14 protein-coding genes are annotated in these 18,877 nt (G+C 56.8%); 10 read left to right on the top strand and 4 right to left on the bottom strand.

Translation table 11 applies throughout. The features are described 5' to 3' along the window. The first annotated feature begins 183 nt into the window (after positions 1-183). The 3 genes from argJ (at position 184) to ACI0FJ_RS07270 (ending at position 4,633) form a co-directional block, all read left to right on the top strand. A complete protein-coding gene (gene argJ, locus ACI0FJ_RS07280; RefSeq protein WP_424301101.1) occupies positions 184-1,371 on the top strand; it encodes a bifunctional glutamate N-acetyltransferase/amino-acid acetyltransferase ArgJ in 1,188 nt (395 codons plus the stop codon). A gap of 2 nt (positions 1,372-1,373) precedes the next feature. Then, positions 1,374-2,003 (top strand): HD domain-containing protein, encoded by a 630-nt coding sequence (locus ACI0FJ_RS07275; RefSeq protein WP_424301098.1) that lies wholly within the window; start codon positions 1,374-1,376, stop codon positions 2,001-2,003. A 197-nt stretch (positions 2,004-2,200) separates the two neighbouring features. Next, on the top strand, positions 2,201-4,633 hold the full coding sequence (locus ACI0FJ_RS07270; protein WP_424301095.1) for an acetate--CoA ligase family protein: 2,433 nt from the start codon (positions 2,201-2,203) through the stop codon (positions 4,631-4,633). A 114-nt stretch (positions 4,634-4,747) separates the two neighbouring features. Here the strand turns inward: ACI0FJ_RS07270 and ACI0FJ_RS07265 are convergent, their stop codons facing one another. From ACI0FJ_RS07265 to ACI0FJ_RS07250, 4 genes are read right to left on the bottom strand one after another with little or no spacing between them, the layout of a single operon-like run. Continuing rightward, positions 4,748-5,938, bottom strand: coding sequence for an ABC transporter permease (locus tag ACI0FJ_RS07265; protein WP_424301092.1), 1,191 nt, complete (start codon positions 5,936-5,938; stop codon positions 4,748-4,750). Further along, entirely contained in the window at positions 5,935-6,603 is a 669-nt protein-coding gene (locus ACI0FJ_RS07260; RefSeq protein ID WP_424301089.1) for an ABC transporter ATP-binding protein, read from the bottom strand. The genes ACI0FJ_RS07265 and ACI0FJ_RS07260 overlap by 4 nt, the downstream gene beginning before the upstream one ends. Beyond that, on the bottom strand, positions 6,600-8,474 hold the full coding sequence (locus ACI0FJ_RS07255; RefSeq protein ID WP_424301086.1) for a PAS domain-containing protein: 1,875 nt from the start codon (positions 8,472-8,474) through the stop codon (positions 6,600-6,602). Before ACI0FJ_RS07255 ends, ACI0FJ_RS07260 begins: the two co-directional genes overlap by 4 nt. Positions 8,475-8,493: 19 nt before the next feature. Next, positions 8,494-10,134 (bottom strand): TolC family protein, encoded by a 1,641-nt coding sequence (locus tag ACI0FJ_RS07250; RefSeq protein ID WP_424301083.1) that lies wholly within the window; start codon positions 10,132-10,134, stop codon positions 8,494-8,496. A 442-nt stretch (positions 10,135-10,576) separates the two neighbouring features. Between ACI0FJ_RS07250 and ACI0FJ_RS07245 the strand changes: the two genes are divergently transcribed. The 7 genes from ACI0FJ_RS07245 (at position 10,577) to ACI0FJ_RS07215 (ending at position 18,835) form a co-directional block, all read left to right on the top strand. Next, positions 10,577-11,278 (top strand): Crp/Fnr family transcriptional regulator, encoded by a 702-nt coding sequence (locus tag ACI0FJ_RS07245; RefSeq protein WP_424301080.1) that lies wholly within the window; start codon positions 10,577-10,579, stop codon positions 11,276-11,278. Positions 11,279-11,411: 133 nt separating this feature from the next. Next, positions 11,412-11,732, top strand: coding sequence for a DUF190 domain-containing protein (locus ACI0FJ_RS07240; RefSeq protein ID WP_424301077.1), 321 nt, complete (start codon positions 11,412-11,414; stop codon positions 11,730-11,732). Positions 11,733-11,865: 133 nt separating this feature from the next. Further along, the gene (locus tag ACI0FJ_RS07235; protein WP_424301074.1) at positions 11,866-12,576 is read left to right on the top strand and encodes a DUF554 domain-containing protein; all 711 of its coding nucleotides are present in this window, start codon (positions 11,866-11,868) and stop codon (positions 12,574-12,576) included. A 28-nt stretch (positions 12,577-12,604) separates the two neighbouring features. Beyond that, positions 12,605-13,393 carry an MBL fold metallo-hydrolase gene (locus ACI0FJ_RS07230; RefSeq protein WP_424301071.1) on the top strand — a complete coding sequence of 263 codons (789 nt, stop codon included), beginning with the start codon at positions 12,605-12,607 and terminating at the stop codon, positions 13,391-13,393. Positions 13,394-14,329: 936 nt separating this feature from the next. After that, the gene (locus ACI0FJ_RS07225) at positions 14,330-15,778 is read left to right on the top strand and encodes an aspartate ammonia-lyase (RefSeq protein ID WP_424301068.1); all 1,449 of its coding nucleotides are present in this window, start codon (positions 14,330-14,332) and stop codon (positions 15,776-15,778) included. Between the two features lie 56 nt (positions 15,779-15,834). Next, positions 15,835-17,136, top strand: coding sequence for a [FeFe] hydrogenase H-cluster maturation GTPase HydF (gene hydF, locus ACI0FJ_RS07220; RefSeq protein WP_424301065.1), 1,302 nt, complete (start codon positions 15,835-15,837; stop codon positions 17,134-17,136). Positions 17,137-17,179: 43 nt separating this feature from the next. Beyond that, positions 17,180-18,835: a nickel-dependent hydrogenase large subunit gene (locus ACI0FJ_RS07215; protein WP_424301062.1), complete on the top strand. Its 1,656-nt coding sequence runs from the start codon at positions 17,180-17,182 to the stop codon at positions 18,833-18,835. The last annotated feature ends 42 nt before the right edge of the window (positions 18,836-18,877 follow it).

Raw genomic sequence — 18,877 nt, 5'->3', positions numbered from 1 at the left:
TTTTTATGATTAATGAGCCATTTCTCTTTTCGATGATATTGACTTCTTCTTTCAATTTTCAGTTCGCAGGGCAGATGAATTTTTCTTCCGCAGTAAAAATCTTTTGAACCCTGGGGGGCCTTGGGCTATCCTGCCGAATCCGTTTGGACGTATGCTTTTACACAGACTTATTTCGGAGAACACATGACACCTATTCCAGTCCCCAGAGGTTTTTGTTTCGCAGCAGCAGGCGCGGGGTTCAAAAAGCCCGGTCGGCTCGATCTCGGCGTGATTGTGAGCGAAGTCCCCGCAAGCGCGGCCGGAGTGTTCACAACAAATAAATTTCAAGCCGCGCCGGTTCTCGTGTGCATTGATTCTCTGCAGCGAGGCGGTCAATTCCGCGCACTCATGGCCAACTCCGGCCAGGCAAACGCCTGTACCGGTGGGGAAGGACTGGCCCGATGCCGTGAGTCGCTGATTCTTGTGGGAGATGCGCTGGGGTTGAAGGCCTCGGAAATTTTACCGACCTCCACCGGCGTTATCGGACAGCAGTTCGACATGCACAAGTGGCGTGCGGCCATGCCCGAACTGGGAGAATCCCTCACCACGGCTGGTCCCGTAGAGTTTGCCCGGGCCATCATGACCACGGACAACGTGCCCAAGCTGTCCTGGCGTGTAATAGACGTGGACGGCGGCGAAGTGCGCATACTCGGCATGGCCAAGGGCGCGGGCATGATTAGCCCGAACATGGCGACCCTGCTGGGCTTTGTGACGTGCGATGCCGAGGTTGATCCCGCCTGGTGGCAGCAGGCTCTGCGCCGCGCCGTGGATGTAAGCTTCAACCGCGTTACAGTGGACGGCGACACCTCCACGAACGACACGATTCTGGCCCTGGCCAACGGGCAGAGCGGAGCACGCCCGCAGGGCGCGGAGCTGGACGCCCTGGAAAAGGCCCTTACCGAGGTCTGCCAGGATCTGGCTTATATGATTGTTGAAGATGCCGAAGGCGGCACCAAGGTTGCCCGCATCCGGGTAAGCGGGGCCGTGGACCAGGCGCAGGCCGAAATGGTCGCCCGTACCATAGGCAACTCGCCCCTGGTCAAAACCGCCCTGTTTGGGTGCGATCCCAACTGGGGCCGTATTGTGGCAGCCCTGGGCCGGAGTGGCGCGGAATTCGAGCCCGACCATGTGACCATGCGCATCGGCGGTGTGGTGATTTTTACCGACGGCGCACCCGTGCAGGGCGATATGGACGGCCTGCTGGCCCTGACCATGAAGCGTGCCGAAATTCCCATCGATATAGAACTGGCCGCAGGCGACGGAGCCTACGAGCTTTTGGCCTCGGACCTCACACATGAATACATCAGCATCAATGCTGATTACAGGACCTGATAATGACGACTCCCTGCGATTTTACGGCCAATCTGAAAGATCGCGACCGCATCAAACGATTGACCGACTTTTTGTTTGAAATTGGCATGCTGCGCCATACGCCGCGTACCGGGTATGATTTTCTGGGCACCGGCAAGGAAAGCGTGGCCGAGCATTCCTACCGTACTACGGTCATTGGCTATGTCCTGGCGGATATGGCAGGGGCGGACAAGGCCAAGACCGTGATGCTCTGCCTGTTCCACGACATCCACGAGGCCCGTACGGGCGACTTCAATTACGTGCACCGCAAGTACAATACCAGCGACCGCACCCAGGCCCTGCGTGATGCCACAATGGGCACCGGATTGGGCGATGCCATCCTTGCCCTGTGGGACGAGCTGGAAGAGGTGCAGAGTCTGGAAGCGCAGCTTGCCCAGGACGCGGACCAGATAGATTTGATCCTGAACCTGAAGGAAGAGCTGGACCTGGGCAACAAGTACGCCGGAACCTGGATGGCGGACGCGCTCAAGCGGTTGCGTACCGAATACGGAAAGCAGCTTGCCGAGCAGGCCAGCACCACCGACCACACGGATTGGTGGTACAAAGGGCCGGACCGGACCTGGTGGCAGAACAAGAACGGCAGGAAAGATTAGGTCGTTCAACAAAAATATTCTCGGCCCTGTGGCCGAACAGCCGAAAACCGTTCGAGGGAGGCGGAATCCCCCGCATCCTCGGACGGTTTTTTGTTGGCCGAACTCTGCCGTTTGTCGTTTTTTTTGACTTGCCCCTTTGGCATTGGGTAAAAAAATCGGTAGGATACGGCCAGGAATTCGAGCATTGGAGCATTCTTATGGAACACAAAACGCCTACGGTCAATTTCGATGCCCATACGGAGCAGCTGACGCTTGCCCATAAAGAGGGACGCGATTTTCTCTACGAATACGAAGTCTATAATTTCCTTACCCATCTGGGGGCTGAAACTCCTCCCAAGTGCAACCTGCTTCCGCGTGGTGTGCAGTGCAGCGACGAGGAAATACTCTCTTTGCCCGGTGAAAAGGCCGTGCTCAAGATCGTCTCGCCGACCATCATCCATAAGACCGAGGTCGGAGGCGTGCGCGTGGTGGACAAGGACCCCAACAAGGTCCGGTCTGCGGCGCGCCGGATGCAGTACGAAGTGCCGGAAAATTATGCGCTCTGGATAGAACGCAACATGGAGGCCGCCCCCAAGGCCTATCGCGGTCTGGAAGGAGAGTCCCTGGTTGCGGCCATCAGCAACGACATCAAGGGCGTGCTCCAGGTACAGTTCATGCCGCCGGATTCCGAGGCCTTTGGCAACGAACTTATTGTGGGGCTGCGCCGGACCCGCGAATTCGGCACGGTCATCAGCGCCGGGCTGGGCGGTACGGACGCGGAACTGTACGCCGAGCGTTTCCGCAAAGGGCAGGCCATTGTAGCTGCTTCCGTGGAAATGACGGACGGGCAGAAGTTTTTCGAACTGTTCAAAAAGACCATTTCCTACCGCAAACTGGCCGGGCTTACCCGCGGACAGCGCCGCATTGTCACGGACGAGCAGATCATCGAGTGCTTCAGTGCCTTTATCAGCACGGGGCGGCACTTTGCGCCCACCAACCCGGATGCGCCGTTCATCATCGACGAGCTGGAAATCAACCCCTTCGCCTTTACCGATTACCTCATGGTTCCCTTGGACGGCATGTTGCGCTTTTCCCTGCCCAAACCGCAGGAGGCGGGCAGGCCGGTACGCAAGATCAAAAACATGGTTCAGCCGGAGCGTATAGGCATTGTTGGTGTTTCCGCTTCGCGCCAGAACTACGGGCGCACCATGCTGCAGAATATCCTGGCCCAGGGCTTTCCTCGGGAAAAGGTGGTGGTCATCCGCGAAGGTGTGGACGAAATTGACGGCGTGCGCTGCGTTCCCGACCTGGCATCACTGGACGAGAAACTGGACCTTTTTGTGGTGTCCATTGGGGCGGCCCAGGTACCCGATCTTGTTGACGAAGTGATCAGCCGTGACGCAGCGCAGAGCGTGCTGCTTATTCCCGGCGGCATGGGAGAAACCGCGGAAAGCCGCGAACGCGCCGCCCGGGTGATCGCCCGGGTCAAGGAGGCGCATGCCACGGAAGAGGGTGGGCCTATCTTTTTGGGGGCCAACAGCATGGGCGTGGTTTCGTATCCGGGACGCTACGACACCTGGTTCGTGCCCGAGGAAAAATTGCCCAAGGACCGTTCCGGCAATCACAAGCGCGCGGCCCTGATAAGCCAGAGCGGTGCCTTCATGGTCAACCGCACCACCCAGTGCCCGCAGCTGCAGCCCGGCTATCTTATTTCCATGGGCAACCAGACCGACCTGACCTTGGGCGACATGGTCAATTATTTCGCCGATGCCGACGATGTGGACGTCATTGCCGTGTACGCCGAAGGGTTCAATAATCTGGATGGACTGGCCTTTTGCCGTGGAGTGCGGCGGGCCGTTCTGGCTGGCAAGGATGTGGTGTTCTACAAGGCGGGACGTACGCCCGAGGGCAAGTCCGCCACCAGCGGCCATACGGCTTCCCTGGCTGGCGACTACATGGTTTGCGAAACCTGCGTGCGCCAGGCCGGAGCCAGCATTGCCCGCAGTTTCGTGGAGTTTCAGGATCTCTTTCTGCTGGCCGAATGCCTGCATGGAAAGTCCATCCGGGGCAATCGCCTTGGTGTGGTCAGCGGTTCGGGCTACGAGGCCGTGGGCATGGCCGACTCCATCCACTCCGATGACTACCGCCTGAACATGGCCAGCCTGAGCGAGCAGAGCAAGGCTGCCATCCTGGAAGTGCTGCAAAGCAAACGGCTGGACTCTCTGGTCACCCTGACCAACCCGCTGGACATCAATCCTGGCTCAGATGACGATGCCCATGTGAAGATAGCCGATATCGTGGTCAGCGATTGCGGCGTGGATGCCCTGATTCTGGGGCTGGACCCGATTTCTCCCGCCGTGCATACCCTGGCGGACACCACGTCCGCATATCACATGGACAATGAAAACGGATACACCACCCTGCTGCCAGCGTTGGTGGCCCGTTGCGACAAGCCCATTCTGGCCGTGGCGGACGGCGGCGGATTGTATGATCCGCTCCGCAATGAGCTGCGGGAAAAGGGCGTGCCCGTCTTCACCTCCGGGGACAGGGCCGTGGCTGCGCTGGCCTTGTATCTGGAATCCAGAATTGCCCGGCGCGCCATACAGGGAACCCATGACCTTGTGGATATGAGTTTCTGCCGGGAAAGCTGAGAGCGAAGAGCGCGGATGGCGGGCCGAGGCCCGGCTTTCATTGCAGAGCTGAAAAAATAATCCCGGTGTCTGATCAATGGTCAGGCACCGGTTTCTTTTGTGCGGAGAATGGTCTTAGTCGGCACGCAAGGCGTCGATGGGGCTCAGCCGCGAGGCCTGCCGGGCCGGATAATAACCGAAAAACATGCCCACGGCAGCGGAGACGCCCACGCCCAGTATGATGGCGTTCTGCGAAACAAGGAATTGCCAGTCCGTGAACTGGCAGACAACGTAGGACGCACCCACGCCCAGAATCATCCCCAGAAGTCCGCCCACAAAGGAGAGCAGGACCGACTCCACCAGAAACTGCGTCTGGATGTCCCGCTGTCTGGCCCCCAATGCGCGGCGAATGCCTATTTCCCGGCGCCGTTCCGACACGGAAACCAGCATCACGTTCATTACACCCACGCCGCCGACAATAAGCGAAATGGAGCCGATGGCGGCCAGCAGCAGGGTGAACATGCGCATCTGTTTTTGCATTTGTTCCACTATCTGCTCGGCAGTAACTATTTTTACCGGCAAGGGACGCTCGACACTGCGGAAATATCGCTGAATTTGGTCTACTGCCTGAACCCTGGTATGTTCCGTAGCCATGCGGGCACTGAATACAGTGATACCCGGACGTTTGGGACTGCGTAACACCGTCATGATGGGCAGCATGATGCCTTCATTGATGGCGTATGGACGGAAACCGCCCATGGGAACCGACTTGGTTATGCCGACGACCATGTAGATCTTGCCGTCGAAGACGATCTCATCGCCTATTTTGGTGGGAGCTCCCATTTCCTGAAGTTTTTTTTGCACCCCTTCGCTGAGTACGCAGAAAGGAGAACTTTGATCCAGATTGGAGATAAACCGTCCTTCGATAATGGGAATTTTGAAAATACGGGCAAAATTTTGGTCCACCCCCAGAGCCGGACATTCAAGCCGTTTCCCATCTTTGGTGATTGTGCCGTATATGCTGGCGTACGGCCCAACCTGAACGATTTCCGGGCAGTGCTGCGGTAGGGTGAGAACATCCTGCAGCTGAAAACTCATTTTACCGGAATCTGATCCTCCCCCCTGGCGGTTCAGGCTGACGTTGCAGATATCCGTGCCCAGCTCTTTGAAATTTCGCAACGCCTCCTGCTCCACAATGCGGCCTATGGTGACCATGGCGATGACCGATCCGATGCCGATGACGATGCCGATGAGCGCAAGCGCGGTACGCTGCTTGGAGGCCCAAAGGGAGCGGACGGATTCGTTGAAATTCTCGTTCAGGCTCATTGTTCGGTCACCCGTCCGTCCTTCATGTGCACTGAACGTTTGCAGCGCTTGGCAAGGGAAGGATCGTGGGTAATGAGAATCACGGTAATGGCTTCGCGCGAGTTGAGAGCCATGAACAGCTCCATGATTTCGTTGCTGGTGTTGGTGTCCAGCGCGCCTGTAGGTTCGTCCGCCAGGATGATGGAGGGCTGGCCGCACAGGGCACGGGCAATGGCCACCCGTTGCTGTTGCCCGCCGGAAAGTTCAGATGGCCGGTGAAGGGCGCGTTCCTCCATGCCCACCCGGCCGAGCATTTCCATGGCCCTGTCCATGCGTTCTCGTTTGGGGGTTCCCCTGTAGATGAGGGGCAGGCAGACGTTGTCCAAAGCGGTCAGCTTGCCCAGCAGGTTGAACTGCTGGAATACGAATCCGATGTTTTGGTTGCGGATGCGGGAAAGTTCATCGTCGGTGTAACCGTGGGACATGGTGCCGTTAAAGGAGTATGTGCCCGAGGTGGGTGTGTCCAAAAAGCCCATGATGTTCATGAGCGTGCTTTTGCCGCAGCCGGACGTTCCCAGTATGGCGAGCAGTTCGCCGGCCTGGACGGTGAGGTCGACCCCCTTGAGGATTTCCACCTCCACCGGGCCGAGCATGTAGGATTTGTGTATGTCGCGCAGCTCTATCATCGCCGACCCACCCCTCGGGATTGCGATCCAGAGTCCGGACCGGAGGAAACAAATGCGCCAGCCTGTGGTGTGAAGAGGACACGGGCGCCTGCTTCGAGACCGGATACGATTTCCACGGAGTTCAGCGTGGTATAGCCTGTAACCACCTTGACGGGACGGATGGAACCGTTGGGGGTGAGTACCCGCACCATGCTTTCGCCCTGTACCATCTGGACCGCGCCGAGGGGCACGGTGAGCGCCTTGGGGTTGGAATAGATGATGACCCGCATGTGGGCCGTCATGCCCAGGCGCACGATGTCTTTCAGCTCGTCGGGCAGTTCATCCAGGCGGATGACTGCCTCGAACACGGGAACCTGTCCTTCGACCAATGCCTGCGAGGAAAGGTGGACGATTTTTCCTTCCAGCGAGATGCCGGGGAAGGCGTCACCGGTAACCGCGACCTTTTGTCCCACCTGCAAATTGTTGATGTCCAGTTCGTCGACCTTGGCCATTATGGACAAGCCTTCCAGACTGCCAACGGAGAGCAGGGCCTGTCCTTCCTGAACGCTGGCGCCTGTTTCCAGGTCCTTGACCTTTTCGTTGTTTTGCGTCGTGGGCCGGATGGCTATGCCGGATACGGGAGCGCGGACCACGGCCAGAGAAAGCTTGTGCTGGAGCTGTTCGTATTTTGCCTTGGCGTTTGCCAGCTCCATGCGGGCTATTTCCCGGGTTTCGTCGTCGCCCTGGCGCATGATCGACTCCAGGGATTCCTGAGCCGAGAGCAGCTGCATTTTGGTATCTTCATAGCTGTGCTGCGAGTTTTCGTATTCCGTGGCTGGAATAATTCCCTTGTCGAGCAGGATTTTGTTGTCTTCCATGGTTTGTTTGGCACGCTGCAGCTTGCTTTGGCATTGAGAAAGATCTCGCCGTGCCTTGGACATTTCCGGTCCGCTCGTCCAGGATTGGAGTTCCTTGAGCCTTTTGCCCGCCTTGATGAAGGCAGACCGCGCATCGCGCATCTGGCTTTGGATTTCCGTGGTGTCGAGCGTCAGCAGTATGTCGCCGCGCTTGACCCGTTGGCCGTAAAAGAAATTCTTTTGCTTGATGGCGGCGGGAAAGGGCGCGGACAAGGTGACTTCCTCACGCGGCGCCACCGTGCCGGAAAGCGATATGGAGCGGGAAAGGGGACGGGGTTCGACAACGATTGAAGGCAGGCTGGCCGCATTTTCTTCCCCGCCATCGAATGTCCCGGGGGGAGTGTCTCTTCTGTCGGAAGAGTCGCTCATCATGTCCAGCAGGTCGCCCTGCCACAGGTAGCCGCCTACTCCGATAAAAAGCAGCAATGCCGCGCAGGCGATCATTATCCGGGTACGGCGGCCGCGCTTGACGCTTTCTTTGAGTTCCTGGTTGTTGCTGTCGATTTGTCGGACAGCATCTTTGAGTTCCTGGTTGAGGCGGCGTTCGGCCTCGTGCAGCCGCTGCATTTCCGTAATGTCGGCCAGGACCAGCACCGCTCCGGTAAGCTGGCCTTCGTTGTCGCGCAAATGAGTTGCGCTCACGGACAGGCTGCGCGTTTCTCCGCCGTTCACACGCAGGTCCAGTACCCGGTTGCGTATGGTTTTCTGCTCGTAGATGGTATCCAGAACCACCTGCATCAGATCGTCCTGTGGCATGGAGAATTCGTCCGCTTCTCCGGAATTTTCAGACAGGTCAGGAGGTGCGGCCAGGGCGATTTCGTGGAATGGCTTGCCTACCAGGGATTCCGGAGACATGCCGAAAAACTCTCCGGCTGCCGGGTTGCAGAAGGCTATCCGGCCCGTCATATCCAGGGTCAGCACGCCGTCCCGCATGGCGTCGAGGATTGCTCCGGCTACAAAATGTTCCTGTTCCATTATCTATCGCCTTTTGTTGTTACCACCAGGTCCAGACCAAGGGGCGGATTTGGTCGTTCAATTTTTCTTCCAGGCGCTTGTCGTTTTGTCTGAATTCTATGTTCCAGGTTGCCATTGTCGTGCCCAGAATCTGATCCAGGGTCGTGATTGCGCGAACATAGGAAATGATCTGGCTCACTTCGTTGCGTTCGGCTTCCAGAAGTTGGTCCTGGTAGGTGACAACCTGGAAGTTGGCGGAACGTCCTGCCATGAGTTTGGCCTGTTCGTTTTGGAGCTGGAGTTTTTTGAGTTCCCGGTCGTTTGTGGCCAGTTTTATGAGTTTGCGGCGGATGTTCACGTTGCGCACCGCGTTGGCTACCTTTGTCTGCAGGTCCAGCTTGGCCTTGTTCAGTTGCAGCTCGGCTTTGCGTTCGCTGATTTCGGCGAACAGCAGGCGCCGTTTCCGGGCCAGCAGGTCGTCGCCGTAAAAGTTGATGGGAGCTTCCAGGCGCAGCCGGGCTACCCATTCGTTTTGGTTGTAATCGTCACCGTTGGTTACTCCGGACACGGTTTCGGTTACGCCCACTCCGGCCCTCAAGTCCCATTTGCGGTCGTCTTTTGCCAACATGTAGTTTATCTGGGCCGTACGCAGGGCATATTTTTTATTCAGGTAGGATAGGTTGTTTTTTAGCGCCAGCTCCATGCAATCTTTGTAGTTGGGACTGGTTTCCGGGTACTTGCGCCCGTCCAGGGGGGTTATGCCCAGGTTGGGGTCCAGCTCCAGGTGGTTCAGAAAACTGCGCCTTGCGCCGTCCAGAGTGTTGCGGGCTTCTTCTATCTGCAGTTCGCGGGCTGCAACATCGGCCTCGGCCTGGATCATGTCGCTGGCTGCCATGCGCCCCATGCTCACTTTGACGCGGTTGATCTCCAGCAGCCGTTTGGAGCGCTTCAGCCCCTGAATCTGGATTTCCAGGTTTTCCGAAGCCTGCACATAGTTGTAGAAGAGGTCCACGCCCTCGTTGATGAGCGAACTGAGCGAATCGCGCAGCGAGAGGATATTGATTTGGTCCGAGAGCCGGGCCAGTTCAATGGAAGCCCTGTTGACCTCGGTCCCCGCACCCTTCAGCAGTGGCTGTTCCAGGGTCAGGCTCATGGTGGATTTGGTTCCACCCGTCGCGTGCCGGGAGAGGGATTCATCGTGCTGGTTGTCCCAGATGAATTTGAGTTCCGCACCGGTGGGAATTTTTTGGGTGGCCGAGAGTTTGCCCCCGGCGTTCCACTGGCTGGTGTCGTCTCCATCCCCATCGGCATTCTGCTTTTTCTGGTAGGTCTGCGACGTCTGGATATTGGCGCTGCCGTCCAGGTTGACGTTGGGCTCGAACTTGGATTCCGCCTTTTTGAGGTCGAATTTGGCAAGCACGCGGTCGAGATAGCCGGTGCGGGCATTCACGTTGTTGCGGATGGTCAGGTAGACCGTGTCCGCCAGGCTGATGCCCAGGGTGCCGTTTTGTATCTCAAGCTGGGGAATGAGTGAGTCCGGCCCGCCGGTGGAAGGCTGCATGGTGGCATTATCCGCATACGCAGCCTGGAGCGGAACGGCCAGAAGCAGCAGAAAAAACACTTCAACCATGTAGCCGAAGAACGGGGTGCGAAGGTGTTTTTTAAGGAACGGCTGCATCATTTTGTAAAAGGGCAAAGGTATGGAACCCACTGCAAATGGTTGAGATGAGCCCAATGGCGAACTGGGGAAAAAATGAAGCTTCGGTTGCACAGGGTGTGAGCAGGCATGTATCGGTCCCCCCCGAGAGATGGATGCCATTATGCAATTTTTACTTAAAAGTGTTCTGTGTATACCCACAAAGCACAGTTTCGTCGAGCACTGGACTTGCTTTCGGTTGCTGTGAAATTCTTAGAACGGAAAGCCGGATGGTGTTTTCCCGTTTGCCTGTAGCGTGGCCGGACCGCCGTACTCGTTTCTGGTCGAAGCCCGGCCTTTGGAGGAATGAATTTGCCTTTTGCCGTTCATCGTGCTGTTCTTGAAAATTACGGAATCGGATTTTTTTTGAAGCTGCCCCCTCTGGTTATCCCACCTTTTGGAGCGGAAAACACATGGCGGAAAATACATGGCAGAAAAACACATGGACGACGAGAAGCGGACAATAGAAACTTTGCGCACGGAAATCAGCCTGCGGCTGGCGTCGTCCGAAGCGCTTTCCGAATTGGCCCGCAGCGTTCGGCGGATTGCCTATCAAAAGGGCGATTATGTCTTTGAAGCCGGGGATGACTCGGATAATTTCTATATGGTTGAAGAGGGCAGGGTAACGCTCTCCAAAACAGCTCCCTCGGGAAAGGTTTTCACCTATATGATTGCGGTGCGGGGAATGACGCTCAACGGGGTGACCAGCTTTCGGTCCGGCCCACGTGTTTTTTCCGCCCGAGTTGCGGAAAAGACCACGCTGCTTGCCATCCCCAGCAAGGTTTTTCGGGAGTGGGTACTTGAAAATCCTGATGTGGCGGCTGCCATTTACGGGGTGTTGGCCCGCCTGCTGGACGGGGCTTACAGCCGCATTCTGGACATCATAGACGAGAGTGCGGAAAAGCGCGTTTTGAATTCCCTGGCAATGCTTTCGGCCAGAATAGGGCTGGAGTTGCCGCTTACCAATAACGACGTGGCCGAAATGACCGGGGTTACCCGGGAAACGGCTGCCCGCATTATTTCCCGCCTGCAGGAAGCCGGGCTGCTCTCCAAGGCGCGCGGCACCATCCGTATTCTCGATATCGACCAATTGAAAGAATTGTCTACCAGCCCTTTTTTTCTTCTTTAGGGAGAATTCTTGCTTTCAGTGACCTGGATCATTGTTTGTTTGTGGTGTTGATTGTAAATAATTTTTTTAGTTGAGGAAAAACTCTCGATATGTGTTTCTCCTTGGCGGTGACTTTTGTAGAGGTGGCAAATTGATGAAAGAAGGATATCTTGTAAAGTTTTTTACCCAGCAGAACAGGGAATACAACGGTGCTTCCATTGCCGGGTGGCTTGTCGATGAAGCCAAGAAAATCGGAATCCGGGGCGCAACGCTCTTTTCCGGTAAAGAAGGTTTCGGACATGACGGCCGCTATCACGGCGATACTATTTTCGGTTTCGAAGATCCGCCGGTGCAGGTGGATATGGCACTGACCTTTGACGAGTACGACAAACTGATGCTTCGTATTAAAGAAAGCGGCCTGCGCATCTTTTTTACCAAGTCGAAGATCGAGTTCGGCTACACTTCCGAGTCCTGATTCCGACCCACAGCACGGTTCCAGCAATTATCCAGGCCTGGTGCATGCCAGGGCCTGTGCTCGTGTTTTCTATCATCTATTCAATATATTGGCGGGGAGCGCCGAGGTTCGCCCGCCAAGAAAGGCAGATACTATGATCGGTCCGTATATAAATGGTGCGGCACTTGTTTTGGGCAGTGTCGTTGGTGGTTTTTTGGGGCCAAAGCTCAAACCAGCCATGCGCGAGAGAATGCCCATGGTGTTTGGATGCGCATCCATGGGGCTGGGCATTGCCATGATAATCAAGGTGAAGTTTCTTGCGCCCGTGGTTTTGGCGTTGGTGCTGGGTTCCGTGTTCGGAGAGGTGGTGCAGCTGGAAAGCGGGATTCAGCGTTTTGCAGGGCTGAGCCGGAAGTTGATCGAAAAGATATCCCGGCCCACCGGTGGTATCAGTCAGGAAGAGTTTCTCGACAAGTTCGTTGCGCTGCTGGTGCTTTTCAGCCTGAGCGGAACGGGTATTTACGGTGCCCTGACGGAAGGCATGACGGGAGATTCCACCCTGCTTATCGTCAAGTCCATACTGGATTTATTTACCGCGCCTATTTTCGCATCCACCATGGGATTTACGGTTGCCATTCTGGTTATTCCCCAGTTTGCCGTGCAGGGGCTGCTGTTTTTGGCGGCACAACTGATCTTACCGTTGACCACACCGGACATGCTGGCCGACTTTTCCGCTTGCGGTGGGCTCATCATGTTGGCTACAGGGTTTCGAATCTGTGGCATCAAGCCATTTCCCGTGGGCAATATGATTCCCGCATTTGTGCTGGTCATGCCTTTGTCCCACCTGTGGGCTCTTTATATGTAGTGCAATTCGTATGGCAGCTGGAGTGAAAGTGAACCATTTTGTGGATGTAACCCTTATTGCCAATGCGGGAGTGTTGGTTGAATGCGACGGTGTGGGTGTGCTTGTGGACGGAATCCATCACGAGGACGGTCCTCCGTTCAGCAAGGTTTCCGAATTGGATTTGCAGCATCTGAAGAAAGGAACGGACGGGTTCGAGAATCTCGACTACCTGCTGTTTACCCACGAGCACCCCGACCACTTTACGCCGCAACTCGTTTTGGAACAGCTTCGGCAACGACCGGCAAAGGAGATATTTCTTCCATCGGAAAAAGGGGGATCGCCGGATCTGACGCGTCTGTTCGAATCTGCCGGGGAGGTTGGCGTTTCCTGCCATGGCTTGAGTCTGGAACCGGGAGAGAGCAGTTCCTTTGCACTTGCGGGGAACTTGGCAATCACCGCCATCGGTACACGGCACATGGGGCCGCAATATCAGCATATTCGTAATGACTGCTATCTTCTGGACCTGGATGGTGTGCGTCTTCTGTTTACGGGAGACGCCGATTACGTACCTGAGTATTTTGCGGAAGCGCTGGGCGATGTGCCGTTGGACGCCGTGTTCGTGAATCCGATTTTTTATCACAATCCCGCCGGTCAACGCGTTATCGCGGATATTTTCAAGCCCCGTCATGTGGTTGTTTACCATATACCGTTCGCCCAGGACGACACCATGAGATTTGCCCGCATGGTGGAGAGGGATATGGAAAAGCATAGGCAGGCAGGCTATGAAACGCTTGTGCTGAAAGAGGAGAGGCAGCGCCTCCGTTTTTCCCGCAACTGACGGGCGTTTCTGCCGGGACGTGGAGAATCGCCACGCATAAGGTTTTTTCAAAGCCGCTTTCGCTGTTCCGCAAGGATGTTGAGAGTGGCTTTTTGTGTTCCTGGCTGTGAGCAGAGAAAAGGCGGGCGGGAAATGACGCAGCTGCCCCATGGCCATGCTGTGCCCCACAAACTTTTCTGTGCATTCCGTTTTTGGCCATACGTCCCAGCCTTGTTTTTTTTTGCCCCTCTCGTTGGGAGGTTGCTGTGGCAAAGGAGGGTAAGGCCTTTTAATCGTATGCATATTTTCCCTCCGGTATTGGGGACAGAAGACGAGAGGAAAGGGCGGAAAATATATTTTGGTCTAATTCGTTGTATTATCTGAGATTAAAGTATCTTTTTATTGAGTTTTTATTTGTCTAATAGTGGCACGAATCAAATATGTTAGACTGACAAAATGTTATGAATTGCCAACACAAATATTATCGCTTTTTTCTGAACCAGCCTTTGTAACCAGCTTTTCTGCCATTTCTATGGTCTTTCAGGTCTTGTCCATCTCTTGAGCTCTGCCACTTGTCAGAGAGATTACTCTCAGGGAGATTACTCTCAGGGAGATTCCTTCAGGAAGATTCCTTTTTTACAATTTTTATTTTCTGTCTCAAAAAAAGCACAGCTTCAGCAATGCCATGCTTAAATTTAATTTTCGTTTTTTGCGGGGGGCTAAAACCGTTTGTTTGAAGGCTCTTGAAAGATGTTTTCGATATTTTAGTAGTACATATTTTACATACAGATTCTTTACATGCATACGATTTTCTGTAAGGTGCAACTTAAAGCAAACATACTTATTTTTAAATATTACGAAAATAATGGGAAAGAAGCGTGAAGCGGTATTCGGAATGCCGGGTCCAGCGGAGGCACTGGTCCGCTTTTTCTAAAAATCCATCTGCAGGGAGCTTCCGTGACTGGCTGTAATGAAAAAATGTCCCGCCAGTTGGAGGAACGGCCGGATACGGCCGAAGACAGCCGCAGGGAGCGGGATGGCCTTGGCGAAAAGGACGTTCCTGAATCCGCATATTGGGGCATTCATACGGCGCGTGCCCTGGAAAATTTTTCCTTGAGCGGTCGGCCCTCCAGGCCGGAGCTGATTACCGCGTTGGCCCAGGTAAAGCTGGCCTGCGCCCGGACAAATAGCGACCTGGGATACCTTCCCGCCCCGGAAGCCCAGGCCATCATCCAGGCCTGCGAGGAAATCGCAGCCGGAAGCCTACGCAGGGAGTTCGTGGTCGATGCCCTGCAAGGCGGGGCCGGAACCTCCACCAACATGAATATGAACGAGGTGGTCGCCAACCGCGCCGAGGAGATTCTTGGAGGCCGGAAAGGGGAATACGCCCGAATAGACCCGCTGCAACACGTCAATCTTCATCAGTCCACCAACGACGTCTATCCCACTGCCATCAAGGTGGCGGCCATGGCTCTTCTGCACGAACTGGAACAGGCCATTGCCGAATTGCAAACGGCGTTTCAGGAGCGGGAGAAGGTGTTCAGCGACGTGCTCAAGGTAGGCCGCACCCAATTGCAGGACGCGGTTCCCATGAGCCTGGGAGCAGAGTGTTCCGCCTGGGCCGAGTGTTTTTCGCGGGACCGCTGGCGTGTCTTCAAGTGCGAGGAACGGCTGCGCGTGGTCAACCTTGGGGGCACTGCCGTGGGCACCGGGCTTACCGCTCCCCGCAAATACATCTTTCTTGTGGTGGAAAAACTGCGCGAGGTCACTGGTCTGGGGCTGTCCAGGGCGGAGAATCTGGTGGACGCCACCCAGAATGCGGACGCCTTTGTGGAGGTTGCCGGCATTCTCAAGGCCCATGCCGTCAATCTGTACAAAGTCTCCTCGGATCTCCGGCTGCTGGCTTCCGGGCCGGGTGCTGGCCTTGGCGAATTGCGCCTGCCCCCCATGCAGGCCGGGTCCAGCCTCATGCCCGGCAAGGTCAACCCGGTTATCTGCGAGGCCGTGGCCCAGACCGCGCTTCAGGTGATGTCCAACGATATGGCCATAGGGCTGGCTGCCCAATCCGGCCAGCTAGAACTCAACGCCTTTCTGCCGCTTCTGGCCGAGAATCTGCTTTCCGGGCTGGCTCTGCTTGTCCGGGCCAATCAGATGTTTGCCCGCCGCTGCGTGTGCGGCATGGAGGCGAACCCCGCAGTCTGCGAAAAACATCTGGGAAAATCCCTGGCCGTGGTTACGGCTTTGGTGCCGCGCCTGGGCTATGCCCGGTGCGAGGAGATAGCTGCCGAGGCCTTCGCGTCCGGCCGGTCCGTGCGTGATGTCGTGCTGGATACGGGGCTGCTCGACCAGGGTGAATTGGACAGGCTGCTTTCCGTGGAGAACATGTCCAGCCTGGGACACCGCTGAGGCAGGAGAGAAGGCAAAGGAATTTTCTATGTCCATGAAAAGAGGAACGTGCCGCAATGAATGAAACGCCCAAGGGACTCAGGCTGCATATCGGCATCTACGGACGCCGCAATGTCGGGAAGTCGTCGCTGCTCAACGCGCTGGTCGGCCAGCAGGTGTCCATTGTTTCCCAAACGCCCGGAACCACCACCGACCCGGTGGAAAAGGTCTTGGAACTTGCGCCGTTGGGGCCGGTTGTGTTTATCGACACCGCCGGAATAGACGATGAGGGAGCCTTGGGCGAGCAGCGCAAGGAGAGGACGCTCAAGGCCCTGGACCGGACGGACGTGGCTCTGCTGGTGACCGAATCCGGTGGTTGGGGCGAGTACGAGGAAGGCGTGGCTTCGCTTTTTGCCGAGCGCAAGATTCCTTATGCTGTGGTGTGCAACAAGGACGACCTGGAAAAGCCCTCGCAGGATACGCTGGACGCTTTGGGCGCGTCGAAGACGGCGGTTGTTTGTACTTCTGCGCTTCTTGGCCGGGGCATTGACAAGATACGGGAAACCCTGACCGGGCTGGCGCCGGACGACTGGTTTGCCAAGCCCCGACTGCTGGGCGACCTCGTGCCCGCAGGGGAACTTGCCATGCTGGTGGTTCCCATCGACCTTGGCGCGCCCAAAGGGAGGCTCATTTTACCTCAGGTGCAGAGCATCCGCGATATTTTGGATAGTGACGCCTACTGTATGGTCGTGAAGGAGCGGGAGTTGCGTGACGCAATGGCCCGCCTGAACCGCAAGCCCAAGATCGTGATCTGCGATTCCCAGGTCGTGCTCAAGACTGCCGCGGATACGCCACCCGATGTGCAGCTCACCACGTTTTCCATCCTTATGGCCCGTTTCAAGGGCGATTTGTCCAGCTTGGCAAAGGGCGTTGCGGCCATAGAAGCCCTGCGTCCCGGCGACAGGGTTCTTATTGCCGAAGCCTGCACGCACCACCCCCTGGCCGACGACATCGGGCGGGTGAAAATTCCGCGCTGGCTCCGGCAGTACGCAGGCGGAGACCTTGAAATTACCAATCTGGCGGGCCGGGATTTCCCCGAGGATCTGACCCCGTACAAGCTTGTTATCCATTGTGCGGCCTGCGTGTTCAACCGCAAGCAGATGCTCACCAGGCTTTACCGGGCGCAGAGCCAGGGAGTGCCCATGACCAACTATGGGCTGGCTATTTCGTACGTGCAGGGAGTGCTGCCGCGTGCGCTGGAGCCGTTTCCGGCGGCACGGGAAGCCTATATCCAGGCATTGGCCGAGGCCCCTGCCGGGGCGGTCTCGGGGGGACAGGAATCCGCGGACACCGGAGCGGTTGCAAGCGCCGGAAGCTGAAACGGAAAACAGCCTGTCCGCACGGACGGGAGGGAGCAGGCCAATGCAAAGGGAACAGCGGACGAGAATGGTGTGCGTGGAAAATACTTTCGTCATTAGTGCGCGTCTTTCCCACGGGCAGATTGCCGAGGCTTGGAGTACCGGAAAGATGGTCCGGAGCATGAATTTTTTGTTGGGCACAAAACTTGAGGGCAGCGCGCCGCAGTTGGCGAACAAGGCCACAGGAATTTGCAACGACGGCCACTCCCTGGCCGCGGTACGTGCCATTGAGAACCTTGTGGGTGTCCGTCCGCCCGAAGTTGCCCGGCTGGTGCGCAACCTGGCCCAGGGCCTGCGGCTTATTTCCGGCCACCTGATGCACTTTTATCATTTTTCCCTGTCGCATTGGCTGAATTTGGGACGTGCCTTGCGGGCCGATCCGGCCAAGGCGGTGCGGCTGGCGGACTGTACCGGCCCCCGTCCCGCTGGGGGGCGAGGGGATTTTTACCGCGAGGCGCTGGAGAGGCTGGGAGCCCAGGCAGAGGGCGAGGGGGGAGAGTTTTTTGCCGTGGGGGACTGGGACCACCCAGCTTTTGCGGGCGAGCCCGAGGTGCACCTGCTGGTTTTCAGCCATTGCCTTGAAGCCTTGAAAATTCGTTCCGAACTGGAACAGGCATTGAAACTTCTGCGCTGTACCGGCCCGGCGCATCCTTCGTATCGCATAGGTGGGCTGTCCGAAAATGGCGACGGGCCCGACCTTTCGTCCCAGGCTCGCACGGCTTGTGCCGACATTGTGCAGCGCTGCAGGGAGTTTATCCGCCAGACTTTTTTGTCGGACGCGCTGCTGGTGGGGCGGACGTATCGGCATGAAGCCGCGACCGGCCAGACTGGTAATGGGCAGGGCGGATCTTTTCTTTCTCTGGGAGAGTTTCCCGAAAAGAGACCGGGAACGTGCCTCTTTCCACAAGGGGTGTTTTTTCCGGGCCGGGATATTTCCACGCAGCCAGTGGCCTGGGAACAGGTCTGTGTAACGGAAAAACCTGCTTGGGATCCGTCCGACTCCAACCGCTACAGACTGCGTTTTGGAACCGAAGAACCAGCATACCACTGGGCCAACGACAAGTTCCAATGGATATCCGTGCCACGCTACGACGGCTTGGCCTGCGAGGTCGGTCCTCTTTCCCGAATTATGGGGGCGTATGCCGCCGTGGAGAACGGGGTACGAACGCTCGTAAACGATTCCCTGCAGTGGGCCGGGCTGGAACTGCCTGCCCTGAATTCCACTGTGGGCAGGATGCTCTCGCGCGGCCTGGAATCCGTGGTTGTGGCAGATGCGGCCTTGAAGTGGCTGGATGAATTGGACGCCTGCCTGCAAAGCGGTAACCCCAAGCGTCAGGCCGGTTGGAGCACACCGGAATCGGGCGAAGGGCTGGGATTTACGGAAGTGGGCCGAGGGGCGCTGGTCCATCGGGTACGCCTGGAAAAGCGGCGTATTGTCGGACACGACTACCTTATCCCCTCGCTTTGGAATTTTTCTCCGCGCAGTTCGGACGGAACGCCGAGCCCGCTGGAACAGGCCCTGGCTTCGACGCCTGTTGCCGACAGGGAAAAACCCTTGGAGGTCATGCGCGCCGTGCGTGCTTTCGACCCCTGCAATGCCTGTGATGTCAGAATAGAAGACGGCGATTCGGGCCGTATTATTTCCGTGAAGGTTGCCTGACGGGCAACGGTCCGTCGTTTTTAACGAACCGCAAGGATGGCG

The sequence above is a fragment of the Desulfovibrio sp. 7SRBS1 genome (assembly GCF_049723905.1).
Taxonomy (GTDB): Bacteria; Desulfobacterota; Desulfovibrionia; order Desulfovibrionales; family Desulfovibrionaceae.
This window is presented reverse-complemented; position numbering and strand designations above follow the sequence as displayed.

What these genes read in the sequence shown, in the direction of transcription:
- argJ (WP_424301101.1), top strand. Translation starts at nt 184, where the DNA reads ATGACACCTATTCCAGTCCCCAGAGGTTTTTGTTTCGCAGCAGCAGGC.
- ACI0FJ_RS07275 (WP_424301098.1), top strand. Translation starts at nt 1,374, where the DNA reads ATGACGACTCCCTGCGATTTTACGGCCAATCTGAAAGATCGCGACCGC.
- ACI0FJ_RS07270 (WP_424301095.1), top strand. Translation starts at nt 2,201, where the DNA reads ATGGAACACAAAACGCCTACGGTCAATTTCGATGCCCATACGGAGCAG.
- ACI0FJ_RS07265 (WP_424301092.1), bottom strand. Translation starts at nt 5,938, where the DNA reads ATGAGCCTGAACGAGAATTTCAACGAATCCGTCCGCTCCCTTTGGGCC.
- ACI0FJ_RS07260 (WP_424301089.1), bottom strand. Translation starts at nt 6,603, where the DNA reads ATGATAGAGCTGCGCGACATACACAAATCCTACATGCTCGGCCCGGTG.
- ACI0FJ_RS07255 (WP_424301086.1), bottom strand. Translation starts at nt 8,474, where the DNA reads ATGGAACAGGAACATTTTGTAGCCGGAGCAATCCTCGACGCCATGCGG.
- ACI0FJ_RS07250 (WP_424301083.1), bottom strand. Translation starts at nt 10,134, where the DNA reads ATGATGCAGCCGTTCCTTAAAAAACACCTTCGCACCCCGTTCTTCGGC.
- ACI0FJ_RS07245 (WP_424301080.1), top strand. Translation starts at nt 10,577, where the DNA reads ATGGCAGAAAAACACATGGACGACGAGAAGCGGACAATAGAAACTTTG.
- ACI0FJ_RS07240 (WP_424301077.1), top strand. Translation starts at nt 11,412, where the DNA reads ATGAAAGAAGGATATCTTGTAAAGTTTTTTACCCAGCAGAACAGGGAA.
- ACI0FJ_RS07235 (WP_424301074.1), top strand. Translation starts at nt 11,866, where the DNA reads ATGATCGGTCCGTATATAAATGGTGCGGCACTTGTTTTGGGCAGTGTC.
- hydF (WP_424301065.1), top strand. Translation starts at nt 15,835, where the DNA reads ATGAATGAAACGCCCAAGGGACTCAGGCTGCATATCGGCATCTACGGA.
- ACI0FJ_RS07215 (WP_424301062.1), top strand. Translation starts at nt 17,180, where the DNA reads ATGCAAAGGGAACAGCGGACGAGAATGGTGTGCGTGGAAAATACTTTC.